Raw genomic sequence first — 17,607 nt, forward strand, 5'->3', positions numbered from 1 at the left:
GCTCAGGAACTCCGCCGCCGACACCCGGGCCCATTGCGCATCGCGCTCTGCCGACAGGGCCGGAACAAGGTCCAGATCCGGGCGCAAGGTGACCCCAGCCGCGCCCACCCCGTCGAACCCGTCGAGCCATTGGCCAAGGGCCGCGCAGATACGGGTCGCCAGCGGCAGCACCGTCAGCCGGTAAAAGGCCCGGTGCGCCTCCTGGTAGTTCGCGTAGGTCGCGTCCCCCTGAATGCCCAGCAGCATCGGCGGCACCCCGAATGCCAGCGCAATCTCCCGCGCCGCCGCCTCCTTGGTTTTTTGGAACTCCATGTCGGAGGGTGAAAACCCCATGGGCTTCCAGTCCAACCCGCCTTCCAGCAGCATCGGTCGGCCTGCGTTGCGGGCACCCTGATGATGGCTTTCCATCTCGTTCACGAGCCGGTCGTATTGATCGTCCGACAGTTTGCCCTGCCCTTCGGCCCCGCGGTAGACGATGGCCCCGCTGGGGCGTGCGGCATTGTCCAGCAACGCCTTGGACCAGCGCGTTGCGGCATTATGCACATCCAGCGCCATGGCCGCGGCTTGCATCGGGCTGAAGCCATAGTGATCATCCTGGGGATGAAAATTCCGCAGATGACAGATGGCGCTGTGCAACCCAGTGGCATCGAACCGGTGCTTGCGCCCGCCCACCGCATATTCGAAGGCGACGGGCCAGCCATCGGCCCCGGGCACTACCGCCATCCGGTCGCTGCGCAACACATGCAGCTCGACCGGCAGGCCCGCTTCGCCCCCCACCGCTTCGAGATATCCGTTCCCCGACAGCAGCAGTTGCGCGTAAAGCGCCTCCAGCAGTTCCGCGCGCCCCTGTCCGGCGTTGGGCCGGGCCAGCAGATCGGCCATGGGATGCGTGTCGAAACGGCGCTGTTCGTTGCCGATGACCAGCGGCAGGGCCGCCGCGGCCTCGGCGATCAGCTTCACGCAGCGAAAGGCGACCGGGTTGGCGCAGAAGCCCGTGCGGGTCAGGCTCGCGGTATCCCGCGCGCTCCATGCCACGCGGCCACTGCTCTGATAGGCGATCACGGGGCCGGTCGCGGACGCTTTGCGCTCCGGCACCACCTCGGCACCCCCCGTTCGCCGCAGAAAATCGAACACCATCCGTCGCTCCCTCCTGATCCCGTGAGCCACCGCATCCCGGAGCAACTGCCCCCTGCCCTGCGGCTCGGAAAGAAATCTCTCAGCAAAGGCTTAAGAGCTGCACGAACCAGCGCACGCCCACCCCGCAACACCCTTTCCCGAGCCTCATGGAAGGGCCATGAAAATGCGAAAAAGGGCGGCCAGAAAGGGCCGCCCTTCGCAGGGATATGGTGTTGGTTGCTCAGTGGCGTTTACCCAGGCGATTCCTGAACAGTGTGCGGTTTCAGCCCGATTTACATAATTGTGGCGTTACAGCTAAAGTCGGTTCACAAGGGAAATCAATAAAGCGGGGCCTCAGATGTTCTTGAAAAATGCATGGTACGTTGCCGCCTGGAGCCATGAAGTTACCCGCGAATTGCAACAGATCACGGTCCTTGGCGAAAAAGTCTGCGTGTTCCGTTCCGAAGCCGGTGATCTCGTTGGATTAGAAGATGCCTGCCCTCATCGCAAATTGCCTCTCAGCAAAGGGCGCATCAAGGGCGACACCGTCGAATGCGGCTATCACGGTCTGACGTTTGACTGCGCAGGCCAGTGCGTCTGGGCCCCCGGGACGGGACGCATTCCCTCCAACGCCAAGGTCCACGCCTACCCCTTGCACGAAAAATACGGATTGGTCTGGATATGGATGGGCAACCCTGCGCTCGCCGATCCGTCAGACATCTTCGAGATTGAAAACTATGACGACCCGGCCTGGGGCATCAACTGTGGCGCTGCGATGGAGTTGGACTGCAACTACCTTCTGATGTGCGACAACCTGCTGGACCCGACCCATGTTGCATGGGTTCACCAAAGCAGCTTTGCGACCGACGCAACCAAGGACACCCCACTGCGCATCACGAAAACCGAAGAAGGCGTCATCGTACATCGCTGGATGATGGATCACGAGCCCGCGCCGTTCTACAAGAAGGTCATCGAGTTCGAGGGCAACTGTGATCGTTTGCAGCACTACGAGGTGCGCTACCCCTCACATGCGTTGATCAGGGCCGTGTTTACCCCCGCAGGCACCGGCGGCCCCGACGGGCCGCTCCATGAAAAAACGTTCATCATGGACAGCTACAATTTCATGACGCCGACGGATGAGGGCCAGACACGCTATTACTGGTTCCAGCTTCGCAATATCCGACCGGACGACAAAGAACTCTCCAAGATGATGACCGCCGACGTCCAGCACGCCTTTGAAGAGGATCGCGCCGTATTGAATGAAGTGCAGAAGGGAATGTCCAACAAGACATCCCCCCATATCGACCTCCCGATCGATGGCGGCCAACTGCGGTTCCGAAGGCAGTTGCAAGCCATGATCAACGAAGAACAACAGGTTGATCGGCAAATGGCGGAATGAACGTATCTGACACTTCGACGTAACCAGAGTCAGATCTACGGCCCTACAGGCTTCGCACCCCCGGGGCGCGCCACGCGGCAGCGGGGGCGATCATCAACTCATGCAAAGCCCAGACCAGCGCGTCCACCCGGTCGGGGGAGCCCGGCCCCTCATACCCCCGCAAAGTCATCCGGCACATCTGATCCTCCAAAGCATCCAGCCTGCCCAGATGCGACACACGCCCCTGTTCGTAAAGTGCCGCCACCGGCTCCGCCCGCGCCACCTTGCCCCGCGTCGCATGGACCGAGCGCAGGGGCACGAACTCGTCCACCTGCCGCAGGACCTCACCCACCATCTGACCGCCTTGATTGACCTCGGCGATCAGCCGGTCTGCCCCGAATCTCTCCATCGCCGAAATAGCCGCCCGGGCCCATCTGTGGGGGGTGGCCCCCGTCACGGTGCAATCCGCCAATACAACGGCCCGCCAGTCCTGCGGCGGCCCCTGTAAACGCGCCCCCACCACCACGATCCCGCATTCGTCCGATCCGGCTTTGCCCGTGGTCGCCGGGTCCAGCCCCACCACGATCCGGTCAAGATCCGGCGCGTCCGCCAGTCTTTGCGCGTCGAGTGCGGCACCCGTCCACAACGCTCCCTCCACGTCGCTTAACAACACGCCGTCCAACTCCTGCCGGGCCAGTCGCGTGCCGCGATATCGCCGGCGCACCTCCTCCAAAAAGGACTCCGCAAGGTTTGCCGCATTGGCTTCCGTCGGCGCATGGGTCGTCACCGTCGAGGGCGCATCCAGCAACCGTTTCAGAACTCCGACATCCCGGGGTGTGGTGGTGACGCAGACCTGCGGCAATTCCCCCAGTCTCAGGGCGAACTGCAACTGGTCCCACGCCGCCTCCGCCTTGCGCCACTTGGCAAGTTCATCCACCCAGGCGGCATCGAACTGCGGCCCCCGCAACCCTTCGGGGTCATGGGCCGAATGAACGCTCGCCACCGCGCCGTTGGGCCAGACAAGCCGCTTGCGGGTGGCTTCCCAGACCGGCCTGCGATCCGGCGGGCTACAGGCCAATATCCCGCTGTCGCCGAATATCATCACCTCGCGCACCTGCTCGATGGTCTCCCCCACGAGCGCCACGTGCCGACACGCCCCCGGGTCGAGGGGCATCGCCCCCTCGACCTTGGATCGAACCCATTCGGCACCGGCGCGGGTTTTCCCCGCGCCGCGCCCTCCCATGATCACCCATGATCGCCAGTCCCCCTCGGGGGGAAGCTGATGCGGCAATGCCCAGAACTCGAAAAGATAGGGCAGCGCCAGCAACTCCGCCTCGTCCAGTTCATTGAGAAACCGGTCCTGAACCGCCGCATCGACGGAGCCGATCCAGCTTGCACCCGATGTCAGCGCGGGCCTTGTCCAGATCGACGGCATATCCTCCGCTGACCACTCCTGCTTGCCTGTTTCGACATTCATTCAATATGTTCTCCGCTTTCGCACAATGCGCCACCAGCCCCTGGATCTGTCCCAGCTGCCGCTTTGCACTTGTTTCGGCAATTTCCCCCCCGGATCGGGCCTGTTCAGTCAGGCCTTCGATCTCTTTGCGCAGACCGCGCACCGCCTCCTGCAACGCGGTCAGTACTTCCGCGCTGTCGGCCAACGCCTGTTCCGGGGTAACTTCCGTCATATCGCTTACCTCTCGTCTGGATCACTCCAACCGAGCAGACATGAAAAAGCGGCCTCCGGATGGTGCCGGGGCCGCCTTACAAGTCTTCTAGCATGCCAAGGAAACTACGTCAGAACGTGCGCTCTGTCAATCGAAATTGGGTTAACAATACCTTGCAAGCCAGTACGATCGCTAAATAATTTCTTTCAGTTTCCCCCGGTGGAGGCATTTCCCGCGGCCTCGGCGCCCCGTTCCGCCTCGATCCGGCGCCACTTGGCGACATTCTCGTTATGCTCCGCGAGCGTCTTGGCAAAGGCATGACCGCCGGTGCCATCCGCGACGAAATAGATGAAATCGGTTTCCTCGGGCTGTGCTGCAGCCATCAGGCTGGCCCGGCCCGGATTCGCGATGGGCGTGGGCGGCAAACCGGAAATAACATAAGTATTCCAAGGCGTTTCGGCGCGAAGCTCAGAACGCCGCAAGCCGCGACCCAGCACGCCTTCGCCCTTGGTGATCCCGTAGATCACGGTGGGGTCGGTCTGCAGCCGCATCCCCTCGTTCAGCCGGTTCACGAATACGCTGGCCACCTGCCCGCGTTCCTCCGCGACCCCGGTCTCCTTCTCGACGATGGAGGCGAGCGTCAGCAATTCTTCCGGCGTCTCGACCGGCAAACCGGGATCACGCGCGTCCCATGCTGCTGCAAGCTGCGCCTCCTGCGCCGCCTTCATCTGGGCAAGGATCGCCCCGCGATCGTCCCCCGGACGCACCTCGTAGCTGTCGGGCGCCAATGTACCCTCGGCCGGGACCTCGCCGATTTCACCGTTGAGCAGGTCGATAGACTTCAGCGCCTCGACCACCTGCCAGCTTGTCACGCCCTCGGCCATGGCCACGCGAAAACGGGTGTCGTTCTTTTCCTTGGTCTCGGTGTAAAGCACCGGCGCTTCCTCGGCGGCCGGGTCGAACTCGGCCCGCTCGACAAAGCGGTTAGTCTGCGGATCAAGCTCACGCACCTGTACCGACACCGCGTTCACCCCGATGCGGTAGACGACTTCGGTACCGCAGGTGCTGGCCCCGCCCCGGGTAATCACATCCACGATTTCCTGCATGGACTGTTCGGGCTGGACCAGAAAACTGCCCGCCTTCAGATTGGATGTCTTCTCTTCGTAGTCCGCGCCGATGCGAAAGATCGACCCGGATGTCACCGCGCCCTGCGCCTCCAGATCACGGCTGACCTGACGCATGTTCGATCCCCGCTCCACCTGCACGCAGATGGCCTGCGCCAGCGGTCCGGGTTGCTGGTACTGCGCGCGCCCCCACAGGATGAGCCCGCCCAACAGGAACAGGCCCACGATCAGCAGGGTGACCGCGTTGGACGCGATATGACGCCACATTACGAAACTTTCCCGAAGACGACGCTCGCGTTGGTGCCCCCGAAGCCGAAGGAGTTGCTCAGGGCAACATCGATCTTGCGCGCCACCTTCTTGTTCGGCGCCAGATCGATGGGGGTTTCCACCGCCGGATTGTCGAGGTTGATGGTCGGCGGCGCCACCTGATCACGGATCGCCAGAATGCTGAATATCGCCTCGATCGCGCCTGCGGCCCCCAGCAGATGCCCGGTCGCTGACTTCGTGGAAGACATGGTGACCTTGCCCGCATGTTCACCCATCAGCCGCTCCACCGCGCTAAGCTCGATGGTATCGGCCATCGTCGATGTGCCATGGGCGTTGATGTAATCGACATCGCTCGGCTCCAGATTCGCGTTCTTCAACGCCGCCCGCATGGACCGTTCGCCGCCTTCGCCGGTCTCCGACGGGGCGGTGATGTGATAGGCGTCTCCCGACAGACCATAGCCCAGCACTTCGGCATAGATCTTCGCACCCCGCGCCTTGGCGTGTTCGTATTCCTCCAGCACGACGATACCCGCGCCTTCGCCCATGACGAAACCGTCGCGGTCCACGTCATAGGGGCGGCTGGCCTTCTTGGGGTCGTCGCCGCGCTTGGTGCTCAGCGCCTTGCAGGCGTTGAAGCCCGCGATGCCGATCTCGCAGATCGCCGCCTCCGCGCCGCCCGCGATCATCACATCCGCATCGCCGTGACGGATCAGGCGCGAGGCGTCGCCGATGGCATGGGCCCCGGTGGAACAGGCGGTCACGACCGAATGGTTCGGCCCCTTGAACCCGTAGCGGATGCTGACCTGCCCCGAGATCAGGTTGATCAGCGCCCCGGGCACAAAGAACGGGCTGACGCGGCGCGGTCCTTTTTCCTTCATGGTGATGGCGGTATTCGCGATGGAATTCAGCCCCCCGATGCCGGAACCGATCAGAACGCCGGTGCGCTCCAGATCTTCGGTCTCTGTCGGCATCCAGCCCGAATCCTCCACGGCCTGCTGCGCCGCCGCCATGCCGAACAGGATAAAGGTATCGACCTTACGCTGCTCCTTCGGCTCCATGTAGTGATCGGCGTTGAACGTGCCGTCGCTGCCATCGCCGAGGGGTACTTCACAGGCATATTGCGTCACGAGCGCGCTGGCATCGAAACCCGTGATCGGACCTGCGCCGGACTGACCGTCCAGAATCCGGCTCCAGCTTTCCTCGACGCCATCTGCAAGGGGTGTCACCAATCCCATGCCCGTCACAACAACTCTGCGCATATCCAAGCCCCCTTGGTGTGTTTTCGCGTTGCCCGGCTATACAGTGCCGGCTCGGTGAAATTCAAGGGCGCAGCGCCGCATTGCCCGTTCAGACCGGCGGGCCCTTGCGCGCCATCAGCCGGGCAGCAGCACCGTCGATCTCCACATCTCTCAGCGGCGCATAGCCCAGCGTTTCGGCCAGCTTCAGCGAAACCGCATCCTCCGGGGATATCTTGCAGACGGTATGGCCCCCCATGATCCGATCATACCAGTCATGCGCCGCCGTCGCGGCCTCAAGGCCAAGGCCCCGGCCCCGGACATCGGGTGCAATGACCCAGCGGGCCTCCGGATAGGGATCGAAATCGATGCCCAATTGGCGCGCGCCGAAAAAGAACCCGGCCTGCCCGCACAGGTCCCGCTGGCCATGCAACTGCACGCCCCATTGCCCGAATCCGGTAATCTGCCAATGCCCCGCATTGCGCAGAAACGCATCCCACGACCGGCTCTTGGGCCAAGGCTCGCCGCTGATATGGGCCACTACTTCGGGCGAGGCCCAGATTTCGGCGAACCGCGCGAAGTCTTCCGACCGCATCCCGCGCAGCGTCAAACGGGCCGTGTTGATGATCGGAATATTCCGCGCCATGTATGCGACCCCCTGTGTTGCAGTTCCCTCCATGGTGGAACCATCCCGCGTCGAGCACAACCCGCCTTGCACGTTCCGAATAAAAAAGCGGCGCCGATCCGCGTGGACCGACGCCGCTTTGTTCAGTTGCCGTCCGGCCCCCGGGGGCCGCGGCACTATATCAGGACGCTTCCTTGATGAACTTCACCGCGTCACCCACGGTCTGGATGTTCTCGGCGGCGTCATCGGGGATCTCGATGCCGAATTCCTCTTCGAACGCCATCACCAGTTCCACGGTGTCGAGGCTGTCGGCACCCAGATCGTCGATGAACGACGCGTTCTCGGTGACCTTTTCCTCTTCCACACCCAGGTGCTCAACCACGATCTTCTTAACGCGCTCTGCGACGTCGCTCATAATATGTCCTCATGTCTTCGGGCCATCGGCCCCTTTTGGTTTCCGTGCGCCGTTCCGGGGCGGTTGGAGGATGCCCCAAAAGGGGCGGCTATCTACCCTGTTTGCACAAGGATCAGGGTACGATCAAGCACCCGCGTTAGAATCTGCGCTTCGTTTAGCATATGCCACCATATTGGCAAACGCTATCTCGGCGCAGGTCAGAGCATGGCCATCCCGCCGTTCACATGCAAGGTCGTCCCGGTGACATAGGCGGCTTCCGGACTGGAAAGATAGAGCACGGCGGCGGCGATTTCGCCCGGCTCGCCCATGCGGGCCGCGGGAATCTGGTCCATGATGCCCTTTTTCTGATCATCGGTCAGCTTGTCTGTCATGGCCGTGGTGATGAAACCCGGCGCCACGGCATTCACTGTGATGCCCCGGCTCGCCACTTCGTAGGCAAGCGATTTCGACATGCCGACCATGCCGGCCTTTGACGCGGCGTAATTGGCCTGCCCCGGATTGCCTGTGGCCCCCACGACAGAGGAGATGTTGACGATCCGCCCCCAGCGGGACTTCATCATGCCGCGCATCACCCCCTTACAGAGCTTGAATGTGGCCGTAAGGTTCACCTCCAGCACGCTGGACCATTCCTCGTCCGACATGCGCATGAAAAGATTGTCGCGGGTGATGCCCGCGTTGTTCACCAGAATATCGACCGAACCCATCGCCTCCACCGCCTGCTTCGGCAACGCTTCGACCGCCGCCATGTCGCTCAGGTTGCAGGGCAGGACATGCGCGCGCTCGCCCAGTTCTTGCGCCAGCGCCTCCAGCGGATCCTTGCGCGTCCCCGACAGGCCGACAGCGGCGCCCTGCGCATGCAGCACCCGGGCGATTTCCGCCCCAATACCGCCCGAGGCCCCCGTGACCAGAGCCGTCTTGCCTGTAAGATCGAACATGTCTTCTTCCTTCTTTGCTTTGTTCCGCCCGCTCAGGGGGCGAGTATAGGGCGCGTGAGCAGCCGGTAATGGGCGATTTCAGCCTCGTTCAGGATGTGCATGCCATTCGACGGCGCCGCCCGCAACGTGAACCAGTAGAAAGCATCACTCCCCAGCATGTCTTCCACGTAGCGGCGGTTCAATGCATGTTTCGGTGAACCGCGTGGATAGACCGACCCGTCCCGCCGGTTGTCCCGCCAGCTGTGCACGCCGATAATCGCGCCCCGCTCCATCGTGCGCTCCACCCCGCTGAGGAAGAGTTGCGCGCCGCCCGAATAAATCTGGCTGTAGCTTTCCAGATGCGTATCCAGCCCCAGCGCGCGCAGCCGGTACCCCATGGCGATCATCGCCGCGTCGTCCACCGACCCTTCGATGCCCCGCAGCACGACCGTATCTACCTGCGGATGCGCGGCGACCATCCGCTCGAACCGCCCCGGCGTGTAGGAGGTGATGAGCCCCGTCATCAGCAGCCGGTCGCCCTGCACCTCGAACTGCGTCCGTTCCAGATAATTGCTGGCGAAATCGCATCCCGAAAGGATCAATGCCAACAGAAGCGCCGCGCAAAGGCGGATCACCGGCTCAGACCTCCCCCGCCGCGGCCACCTCTTGCGGGGTGCCGACCGCACGGGTCGCCAAGGACTTGTCGATGCGTCGGATCATACCGCTCAGCGCCTTGCCCGCGCCGATCTCCCACACATCGCTGACCCCTTGGGCCGCCATCCACTCGACGGAGCTTTTCCAGCGCACGCGGCCTGTCACCTGTTCCACCAGAAGCTGTCGCAGCTTGTCCGCATCCGTCACCCCCGTCGCCAGAACGTTGGTCACCACCGGCACCGCCGGGGCGGCAAAGCTCACATCCGACAGGGCGCTCGCCATCTCGTTTGCCGCCGGTTGCATCAGCGAGCAATGAAAGGGAGCGGAGACCGGCAACAGCAAGGCCCGCTTGGCACCGGCCTCCTTCGCCAGATCGACGGCCTTTTCCACCGCGGCCCGGGTTCCCGAAACCACCGTCTGCGCCGGATCGTTTTCGTTGGCGACCTCGCAGACCCCCGCGGCGGCGGCATCCCGGGCCACCTGCTCCACCTGCGGCAGATCGAGCCCCAGCACGGCCGCCATCGCGCCCTCGCCCACGGGAACGGCGGCCTGCATGGCCTTGCCCCGGATCCGCAGAAGACGCGCGGCATCGGAAAGCGTCAGCGTTCCGGCGGCGCAAAGCGCGCTGTATTCGCCCAGGCTATGGCCCGCCACATAGGATGCGCGGGATATGTCGACCCCTTCGGCCTTCAAGGCCGCCATCGCAGCCATGGAGGTCGCCATCAGCGCGGGCTGGGCATTCTCCGTCAGGGTCAATGTTTCGATCTCGCCTTCCCAGATCAGCGACGAAAGGCTTTCGCCCAGTGCCTCGTCGACCTCTTCGAACACCGCGCGGGCCTCCGGATAGCTGTCCGCCAGCTCCTTGCCCATGCCGATAGTCTGGGCACCCTGGCCCGGGAATACGAATGCGATGCTCATGCTGTCCCCTTATCTGGAATTTGCCCAGATGTATCCCGCAGGCCCGGTACGAACAAGACCACAGCGCCCCAAGACGATACCCCGGCGGGGCACCGGGGCCGTCGGACATTTCAGGGGGGCACGCCCTCATGCGGCGCAGATCAGACCAGCTTTCCCTCGTCCCGCAGCACGGCAACGACCGCGCGCAGGGCATCGCGATCGGCAAGCGTCAGCTCTGCGATCAGGCGATCGGTCTCATCCCACAGGCGTAGGTGCGCGCCCCGGCGTTCCGCGTGGGACAGGTTGCCAAAGCGGCAGCTGCGTAGCACCACGGTGCGCCCCCCGGCCAACTTGCGGACGAGCCGCAGCTCCCGGTTTTCCACGTCCAGTTCGATCTGCGGCGCATCGGGTGCAGCGCTGGCCTGCAGCAGGCAGAGGCCCGCCAGCACCCCCGTCAGCGAAAGCACCAGCTTGAACAGGACGACATCCGCCTCCCACCCGCCGGAGGGCAAGAGCCATAGGCCCCCAACCGCGATCAGGATCGCGACCCCGATCAACCTCTGTGCCGCCCGGACCATCATGCGGCCCCCGTCCACCATCCGAACCGGAATAACGGGGAGCGGTCGGCGCGTAACCTGTGCTGTTGCTGTCATCTTCTCGAACCTCGGATTTTTTATGGTTTTGTGCTTCATTCCAATGTCGGTACCGATCATGGCGGAAGCACGGCGCTCCCGCGGCGGGGCAGGTGTTTTGTCAGGGCTTTGTCGGGGCTGCACGGGCGGCGGACATGGCAGCCCGCAGGTCGCCCAGCCATGGCGATCCGCCCTTGCCCCGGCGGCCAAACCGTGTATATCGGCCATTCCCTTGCAAGACGTTTAACCGCGCAGTCTCTCGTGGTGGGGCCGCAAGGGGGAACCGCCCTGCCTATGAAATGCGCCTCGATACAAATAGGAGAGCACATGCCGCTTTATGAGCATGTCATGATCGCGCGTCAGGATCTGTCCAACACGCAAGCCGAAGGCCTCATCGAACATTTCGGAACCGTTCTCGCGGACAACGACGGCAAGCTCGTCGACAGCGAGTACTGGGGCGTCAAGACGATGGCCTACAAGATCAACAAGAACCGCAAGGGCCATTATGCCTTCCTGCGTTCGGATGCCCCCGCGGCGGCCGTGCAGGAAATGGAACGCCTGATGCGCCTGCACGACGACGTCATGCGCGTGCTGACCATCAAGGTGGACGAGCACAAGGAACTGCCGTCGGTTCAGATGCAAAAGCGCGACGAGCGGTCCGACCGCCGCGAGCGCCGCTGATTTTGGCTTGAGGAAAAGGATCTAAACCATGGCTGCAAAACCATTTTTCCGCCGTCGCAAGGTCTGCCCCTTCTCGGGCGACAATGCACCCGCAATCGACTACAAGGACACGCGCCTGCTGCAACGCTACATCTCCGAGCGTGGCAAGATCGTGCCCAGCCGTATCACCGCCGTCTCGGCGAAGAAGCAGCGTGAACTGGCCCGTGCCATCAAACGCGCCCGTTTCCTCGCCCTGCTGCCCTACGCCGTCAAGTAAGGAGAGAGCACATGCAAGTTATCCTTCTGGAACGTGTGGCCAAGCTGGGCCAGATGGGCGAAGTCGTGGACGTGAAGCCCGGCTATGCCCGCAACTTCCTGCTGCCGCAGGGCAAGGCGCTGTCGGCCTCCAAGGCCAACATCGAAGCCTTCGAGGGCCGCAAGGCCCAGCTTGAGGCACAGAACCTCGAGACCCGCAAGGAAGCCGAGAAGATGGCCGAGAAGCTGAACGGTCAGCAGTTCGTCGTGATTCGCTCCGCTTCCGATGCGGGTGCGCTCTATGGCTCCGTCACCACCCGTGACGCCGCCGATGCCGCGACCGCCGAAGGCTTCACCGTGGACCGCAAGCAGGTGGTTCTGGGCCAGCCGATCAAGGAACTGGGCCTGCACGACGTGCAGATCGTCCTGCACCCCGAGGTCGACGCCACCATCCAGCTGAACGTCGCACGCTCCCCCGAAGAGGCAGAGCTTCAGGCCTCCGGCAAGTCGATCCAGGAACTCGCCGCAGAGGAAGAAGCCGAAGCGGAATTCGAGATTCAGGAGTTGTTCGACGATATCGGCGCCGCCCAGCTCGACGAGTTGGAGACCGAGGACGAACAGCGCACCGACGAACCGGCCGTGCTGGAAAAGTCCGAACTGGACGAAAAGCTCGACCGCTGATCGCGACGCTTCGCGCTTGAAATGATCGAAAGGCCGGGCAAGATCGCCCGGCCTTTCTGCTTTTTCGCCCCTTTTGACGGCCCGCGCGGTTCGGCGTCCTTCCGCTTACGAATCTGCCCCGTCGGCGGCGCCCTGCCAGCGGCTGGGAGGCGTTGGAACGCCAAGGTTGTTTCATGCGCCGCTTTTGGCAAATGTCCCGGCAGCGAAACAACACCGGCTGACTGACATGTCCCTGACCACCAGACGCGCGTTCCTTTCCTTCATCGTCGCCACCGCATTGACCGGCTGCAGCGCCGCTACACCGGACATGGTCACCCCCCCGCCCCTGCCTGCGGGTCCGCCGCTTCACCCCAACGAGACGCCGGAACTGCGCCGCCAGATCAACTACTGGGCCGACCACTACGGTGTGCCCCGCCCGCTGGTCCACCGCCTCGCCATTCGCGAAAGCACCCATCGCCCCCATGCCCGCAACGGCCCCTACTACGGCCTCTTGCAGATCCTGCCCGCCACAGCCCGCACCATGGGCTTTCGGGGCGAGCCTTCTGAACTGCTGGACGCGAACACCAACCTGCAATTCGCGGTAAAATACCTGCGCGGCGCATGGCTTCTGGCCAACGGCAGTTTCGACACGGCGGTCAAATGGTATTCGCGCGGCTATTACTACGAAGCCAAAAAACGCGGCATGTTGGTGGAAACGGGTCTGCGCGCCGGCTGACACGCGGGCGTATTTTCCGCGTGACAACCTGCCTGCCTGCGCCCTAACTCGGGCGCATGGAAAACGACATCCACAAACGCGCCCGGATCAGCCGGTCCGCGCGCCATGAAACGCCGATCATGATGGAGCGGCTTTCCATCCTCGGCCCCAACTGCTTCATGGGCGCGATGAGCTATGTGTCGGAGTTCACCGTATGCGGCCGCGGCACCCGCATCGGGCGCTATTGCTCCATCGCCCGCGCCGTGAACATCGGCGCGGTGGCCCACCCCACGCATTTCCTGAGCACCCACCCCTTCCAGTATCGCAGCTACCACTTCGGCGGCCAGCCGGAGTATGAGGCGGTCGACCGCGTCCCTTTCGACGAAGGTGCGGGCGTCACCATCGGCCACGACGTCTGGATCGGCGCCAACGCCCTGATCCTGCGCGGCGTGACCATCGCCACAGGTGCCGTCATCGGCGGCAATGCACTCGTGAACAAGGATGTGCCGCCCTATGCTATCGTCGTCGGAAGCCCGGCATCGGTGCTGCGCTACCGCTTTGACGAGGTGACCATTGAACGGCTGCTGGCATCCCGCTGGTGGAACCGCCCGTTCGCCGAGGTCTCCGGCCTTCCCTTCGACGACATCGCCGCGGCCCTCGACATGCTGGAAGCGATGCCACCCGCCCCTGAGGATGACAGCTGAAAATGCTCCGCTTCCGGCTGGTCTGCTTCAGGTCTCCTCAGTGAAGAACAATACACCGCGCACGAGGTCACGGCTGTCCGAGCGTCCGCCAAGCGATCCTGCGAGTACGCCCATGGCGGCAAGGAACAGGCTGAGCTTGAGGTGATCGATGGTGGTCGTCGCGTCCCCGGTGCCCGGCCAGCTTTCCATCAGCCTTTCCGGAAAAACGGAGATGATGACCAGATACATCAGGCCGCCGAAGAACAGGAACATCAGCAAAAGCGTGAGTACCAGGCAGAGGATGGTCGCCGCCATCGTCACGATCCCTGACTCCGTGATCCTTCGGTCGCGGCTGAGCAGCGTGTCGAACGCGAAGGCCCGGTAAAGCACGAATGCCGCGGAAGCGAGACACATAAGCGAAAAGGACAGGATCTGCGGCATCGAAACAGCGCTCGCGACATCCCAGGTCTCTGCGCTGAACACCAACACGACGATGACAGATAGTGCGGCCGCCAGCATCGTCGGCATCATCGTGAGCAATCGAAACGGGTTGGCGCGAACGACCGCCCGTGCGATGGCTCCCGCATCCTCAAAGAGCATCCGCAGCGTGAACCTTACCTTGTCATCGCGGGTTGAACGTTCTCGGGCCTCGCGCGGTAAATTGCGCGCGATTTGCTGCAATTCGTCCGCGTCGAACCGCGCCATGCGGTCGAGGTCCTGAACCCCTTCGATTGCAAACATCGCCTTCGTCGGATCAGCATTATGGCGCAGCCCGTTCAGATGGCCAAAACAATGCAACATCAGAGCAGCGAGCCGATCCGCGGTGCGGTCCGGATCAGACTCGTCACCCCAGAACGCGGGATCGAGCCGCCGGGTCGAAATGACCGCGATGTTTGTAAGCTGGCTCGGTAGCGCCAGCGTATAGGCGAGAGATTTTGAGGAGAGGTCGACTTCGGTAATGATAAGCAGGAAAGGCAGATCACGTTCGAGCTTTTCGGCCAATCCGATTTCGAGAAAGTCCAGCGGCGCGTAATTGCCTGCACCGGGCGTAAGATGTGCGCCCGCGAATGCCAGTGTTTGGGTCCGGAGCTGCAATTCTTGTGAAAAGACCTCATCAAGCGTCGCGACAGCGCGGGCGACAACATCGCCAAACCGCTCCGAGTCCCGCCCCTCGACTTCCATCTTCATGACGCCGACAACATAGGTGTCGGATGAATGGCGATCGGTCATGACGGCTCTCGCGGCGGCAATCGGCACGGCCTTCCAGTCGTTTCGGGCGAACTATCGAACCATGTGGATTTGTCTCTCATACCGCACTCTGATGCGGATCTGGTCGAATTGTCCATGAGGTAACTTGGTGCGACCACGGACCGGCGCAGCAGCCATCTACTCTGGTGCGCTACCAGAACTCTACTTAGGCTTGCCCACAAAACAGTCCCGCCAAACGCAAAGGGCCGCCCCGAAGGACGGCCCTGACATGTCAAACCGTGCGGGCGATCACTCGTCTTCGAGTTCCTCGACACGCTTCTGAAGCTCGTCCTTGCTGATCTCCTTCTCGGAAACCTCGGCATTCTCCACGATGTGGTCGACGACCTTGTCTTCGAAGATCGGGGCGCGCATCTGCTGCTGCATCTGCTGGTTCTGCTGAACGAATTCAAAGAACTGACGCTCCTGCCCCGGGTACTGACGCGCCTGGTTCATGATCGCCTGGGTCATCTCGGCATCGGTGACCTGAACCTCGGCCTTCTGGCCCACTTCGGCCAGCAGCAGGCCAAGGCGCACCCGGCGCTCAGCCAGTTTCTTGTGCTCATCCGTCGGCTCGATCTCGGGGTGGTCGTGGCCCTGCACGTCCGGGTTTTCCTCGTGCCACAGCTGGTGCGCGATCTGGCCCGCTTCCGCATCGACGAGCGAGGGCGGCAGATCGAAGCTGACCATGCGGTCCAGCTCGTCCAGCAGGGCGCGCTTCATCACCGCGCGGCTCGCACCGGCGTATTCCGCTTCCAGCCGCTCGGAGATCTGGCCCTTGAGCGCGTCCAGATCCTCGGCTCCGAACTTCTTGGCGAGATCGTCGTTCACCTCGGCGGCGACCGGCTCCTTCACCTCTTTGATGGTGCAATCGAACGTCGCTTCCTTACCCTTCAGATGCTCGGCCTGATAGCCTTCGGGGAAGCTCACGGTCACGGATTTTTCCTCACCGGCCTTCACGCCGACAAGCTGTTCCTCGAAGCCCGGAATGAAGGAATTGGACCCCAGCACCAGCGGGTAATCCTCGGCGGAGCCGCCCTCGAATGCCTCACCGTCGACCTTGCCGACGAAGTCCATCACGACCTGATCGCCGTCCTTGGCCTTGGAGCCTTTCTTGCGGGCTTTGAAATCCTGCGCCGTCTCGGCCAGGTTCGCCAGCGCCTCGTCCACGGCGGCATCGTCCGGCTTCACGACCAGCTTTTCCAGCTTGATCGATTTCATGTCGAGCTCGGGGATCTCCGGCAGCGCCTCGTAGGACATGGAGACTTCGACGTCGTCGCCTTCTTTCCAGTCCTCGTTGGTCATCTTGACCTCGGGCTGCATGGCAGGGCGGTCGCCGGTCTTCTCGAAATGCTCGTTCATCGCGCTGTCGATGCTTTCCTGCATCGCTTCGCCCATCACCCGCTGGCCGAACTGCTTTTTCAGCAGCGCCATCGGCACCTTGCCCTTGCGGAAGCCCTTCATCTCTACGTCGGGCTGCGCCTCGGCCAGTTTCTCGTTGACCTTGGCCTCCAGCTCGTCCGCCGTCACCGTGATGGCATAGCCGCGTTTCAGACCTTCGTTCAGCGTCTCGTTGACCTGCATGTGTGCTCCATAGGATGAGGCCGCGCAAACCGCGCGGGCGAAAAATTTCCGCCCTTCTATGGCCCCCGTCCCGCCGGTGCAAGGGGCAAGCGGCCGATCGGCACGCTGCCCCGGCACCGGGCACCCGCCCGCGTCAGGCGCCCGCTGCGTAAAGCACAAGGAAGGAGGTATAGGCCGCATAGGCGGCCAGAAAGACCGCGCCCTCGGTCCGGGTGATCTTCCAGCCCGTCCGCGCGAAAACCACGAGTGCCAGCGTGGCCGCGATCATCACCCAGATATCGAAACCGGCGATCTGCGCGGGCACGTCCAGCGGGCTCACGATGGCGGTAATGCCAAGGATGCCGAGGATGTTGAAGATGTTCGACCCGATCACGTTGCCAAAGGCCACGTCCCCCTGCCCCCGCCGCGCCGCGACGATGGAGGTCACGAGCTCCGGCATGCTGGTGCCCACCGCCACGATGGTCAGACCGATCACCGCCTGCGACATGCCCCAGTCTTCGGCCAGCGCCACGGCCCCGATAACCAGCAGCCGCGCCGCACCGATGGTCAGTGCCAGACCGACGAAAAGCCAGACCAGTGACTTACCGAGCCCCATGTCGCTCGCATCCGGGGCGTCGACCTCCACGGTCGCGCCCTTGCGCGCGCCGATCAGCATGAAGGCCAGATAGGCGAGCAGCGATCCCACCATCACGAGGCCGAGGCCCGCGCCGACGCGCCCCCAGAGCACGACGGCAACACAGAGCAGCGACGCCCCCATCAGCACCGCCCCGTCACGCTTGAACGCCGCACTGCCGACGATCACGGGCGCCAGCACGGCGGAAACACCGAGGATGAGCAGGATGTTGGCCGTGTTCGACCCCACCACGTTCCCGAGCGCAATA

The 17,607-nt window shown here is 63.2% G+C and carries 20 protein-coding genes; 6 read left to right on the forward strand and 14 right to left on the reverse strand.

Annotation, left to right across the window (positions count from 1 at the left end):
- A partial coding sequence (locus tag A3728_RS01740) for a phage portal protein (RefSeq protein WP_067919707.1) occupies positions 1-1,137 on the reverse strand: 1,137 nt, incomplete at its 3' end.
- Positions 1,138-1,474: 337 nt separating this feature from the next.
- Between A3728_RS01740 and A3728_RS01745 the strand changes: the two genes are divergently transcribed.
- Entirely contained in the window at positions 1,475-2,515 is a 1,041-nt protein-coding gene (locus A3728_RS01745; protein ID WP_067919708.1) for an aromatic ring-hydroxylating dioxygenase subunit alpha, read from the forward strand.
- A 43-nt stretch (positions 2,516-2,558) separates the two neighbouring features.
- Here the strand turns inward: A3728_RS01745 and A3728_RS01750 are convergent, their stop codons facing one another.
- The 10 genes from A3728_RS01750 to A3728_RS01790 all read right to left on the reverse strand — a co-directional run bounded on the left by A3728_RS01750 (position 2,559) and on the right by A3728_RS01790 (position 10,945).
- A complete protein-coding gene (locus tag A3728_RS01750) occupies positions 2,559-3,929 on the reverse strand; it encodes a DNA-packaging protein (RefSeq protein ID WP_201722224.1) in 1,371 nt (456 codons plus the stop codon).
- Entirely contained in the window at positions 3,838-4,182 is a 345-nt protein-coding gene (locus tag A3728_RS22140) for a hypothetical protein (protein WP_236628025.1), read from the reverse strand. The genes A3728_RS01750 and A3728_RS22140 overlap by 92 nt, the downstream gene beginning before the upstream one ends.
- Positions 4,183-4,367: 185 nt before the next feature.
- A complete protein-coding gene (gene mltG, locus A3728_RS01755; protein ID WP_067919710.1) occupies positions 4,368-5,552 on the reverse strand; it encodes an endolytic transglycosylase MltG in 1,185 nt (394 codons plus the stop codon).
- Complete coding sequence (gene fabF, locus A3728_RS01760) at positions 5,552-6,811, reverse strand: beta-ketoacyl-ACP synthase II (protein WP_067919712.1); 1,260 nt, start codon at positions 6,809-6,811, stop codon at positions 5,552-5,554. Before fabF ends, mltG begins: the two co-directional genes overlap by 1 nt.
- An 88-nt stretch (positions 6,812-6,899) precedes the next feature.
- Positions 6,900-7,433 carry a GNAT family N-acetyltransferase gene (locus A3728_RS01765; protein WP_067919714.1) on the reverse strand — a complete coding sequence of 178 codons (534 nt, stop codon included), beginning with the start codon at positions 7,431-7,433 and terminating at the stop codon, positions 6,900-6,902.
- A gap of 160 nt (positions 7,434-7,593) precedes the next feature.
- Positions 7,594-7,827 carry an acyl carrier protein gene (locus tag A3728_RS01770; RefSeq protein ID WP_067919716.1) on the reverse strand — a complete coding sequence of 78 codons (234 nt, stop codon included), beginning with the start codon at positions 7,825-7,827 and terminating at the stop codon, positions 7,594-7,596.
- A gap of 197 nt (positions 7,828-8,024) precedes the next feature.
- The gene (fabG, locus tag A3728_RS01775) at positions 8,025-8,762 is read right to left on the reverse strand and encodes a 3-oxoacyl-[acyl-carrier-protein] reductase (protein ID WP_067919720.1); all 738 of its coding nucleotides are present in this window, start codon (positions 8,760-8,762) and stop codon (positions 8,025-8,027) included.
- A gap of 32 nt (positions 8,763-8,794) precedes the next feature.
- Positions 8,795-9,376 carry a hypothetical protein gene (locus tag A3728_RS01780; RefSeq protein WP_067919723.1) on the reverse strand — a complete coding sequence of 194 codons (582 nt, stop codon included), beginning with the start codon at positions 9,374-9,376 and terminating at the stop codon, positions 8,795-8,797.
- A 4-nt stretch (positions 9,377-9,380) separates the two neighbouring features.
- Positions 9,381-10,313: an ACP S-malonyltransferase gene (gene fabD, locus A3728_RS01785; RefSeq protein WP_067919724.1), complete on the reverse strand. Its 933-nt coding sequence runs from the start codon at positions 10,311-10,313 to the stop codon at positions 9,381-9,383.
- A gap of 140 nt (positions 10,314-10,453) precedes the next feature.
- Positions 10,454-10,945: a hypothetical protein gene (locus A3728_RS01790; RefSeq protein WP_150120608.1), complete on the reverse strand. Its 492-nt coding sequence runs from the start codon at positions 10,943-10,945 to the stop codon at positions 10,454-10,456.
- A 306-nt stretch (positions 10,946-11,251) separates the two neighbouring features.
- Between A3728_RS01790 and rpsF the strand changes: the two genes are divergently transcribed.
- From rpsF to A3728_RS01815, 5 genes are all read left to right on the forward strand, one after another.
- Positions 11,252-11,605 carry a 30S ribosomal protein S6 gene (gene rpsF, locus A3728_RS01795; RefSeq protein WP_067919726.1) on the forward strand — a complete coding sequence of 118 codons (354 nt, stop codon included), beginning with the start codon at positions 11,252-11,254 and terminating at the stop codon, positions 11,603-11,605.
- A 28-nt stretch (positions 11,606-11,633) separates the two neighbouring features.
- Entirely contained in the window at positions 11,634-11,861 is a 228-nt protein-coding gene (gene rpsR / locus A3728_RS01800) for a 30S ribosomal protein S18 (protein WP_005852865.1), read from the forward strand.
- Positions 11,862-11,872: 11 nt separating this feature from the next.
- Positions 11,873-12,520: a 50S ribosomal protein L9 gene (gene rplI, locus A3728_RS01805; protein WP_067919728.1), complete on the forward strand. Its 648-nt coding sequence runs from the start codon at positions 11,873-11,875 to the stop codon at positions 12,518-12,520.
- A 226-nt stretch (positions 12,521-12,746) separates the two neighbouring features.
- Positions 12,747-13,235, forward strand: a complete 489-nt coding sequence (locus A3728_RS01810) for a lytic transglycosylase domain-containing protein (protein WP_067919730.1) — start codon at positions 12,747-12,749, stop codon at positions 13,233-13,235.
- Positions 13,236-13,291: 56 nt separating this feature from the next.
- Positions 13,292-13,918 (forward strand): CatB-related O-acetyltransferase, encoded by a 627-nt coding sequence (locus tag A3728_RS01815; RefSeq protein ID WP_082851121.1) that lies wholly within the window; start codon positions 13,292-13,294, stop codon positions 13,916-13,918.
- Between the two features lie 27 nt (positions 13,919-13,945).
- On the opposite strand, the gene A3728_RS01820 is transcribed toward A3728_RS01815, so the two are convergent.
- The 3 genes from A3728_RS01820 to A3728_RS01830 form a co-directional block, all read right to left on the reverse strand.
- Positions 13,946-15,127, reverse strand: coding sequence for a hypothetical protein (locus A3728_RS01820; RefSeq protein WP_067919732.1), 1,182 nt, complete (start codon positions 15,125-15,127; stop codon positions 13,946-13,948).
- A gap of 267 nt (positions 15,128-15,394) precedes the next feature.
- On the reverse strand, positions 15,395-16,726 hold the full coding sequence (gene tig / locus A3728_RS01825) for a trigger factor (protein WP_067919733.1): 1,332 nt from the start codon (positions 16,724-16,726) through the stop codon (positions 15,395-15,397).
- A 133-nt stretch (positions 16,727-16,859) separates the two neighbouring features.
- Positions 16,860-17,607: sodium:calcium antiporter (locus A3728_RS01830; RefSeq protein ID WP_067919735.1), on the reverse strand; the 748-nt coding region annotated here is incomplete at its 5' end.

Source organism: Sulfitobacter sp. HI0040, from assembly GCF_001634885.1.
Lineage (GTDB): Bacteria > Pseudomonadota > Alphaproteobacteria > Rhodobacterales > Rhodobacteraceae > Sulfitobacter.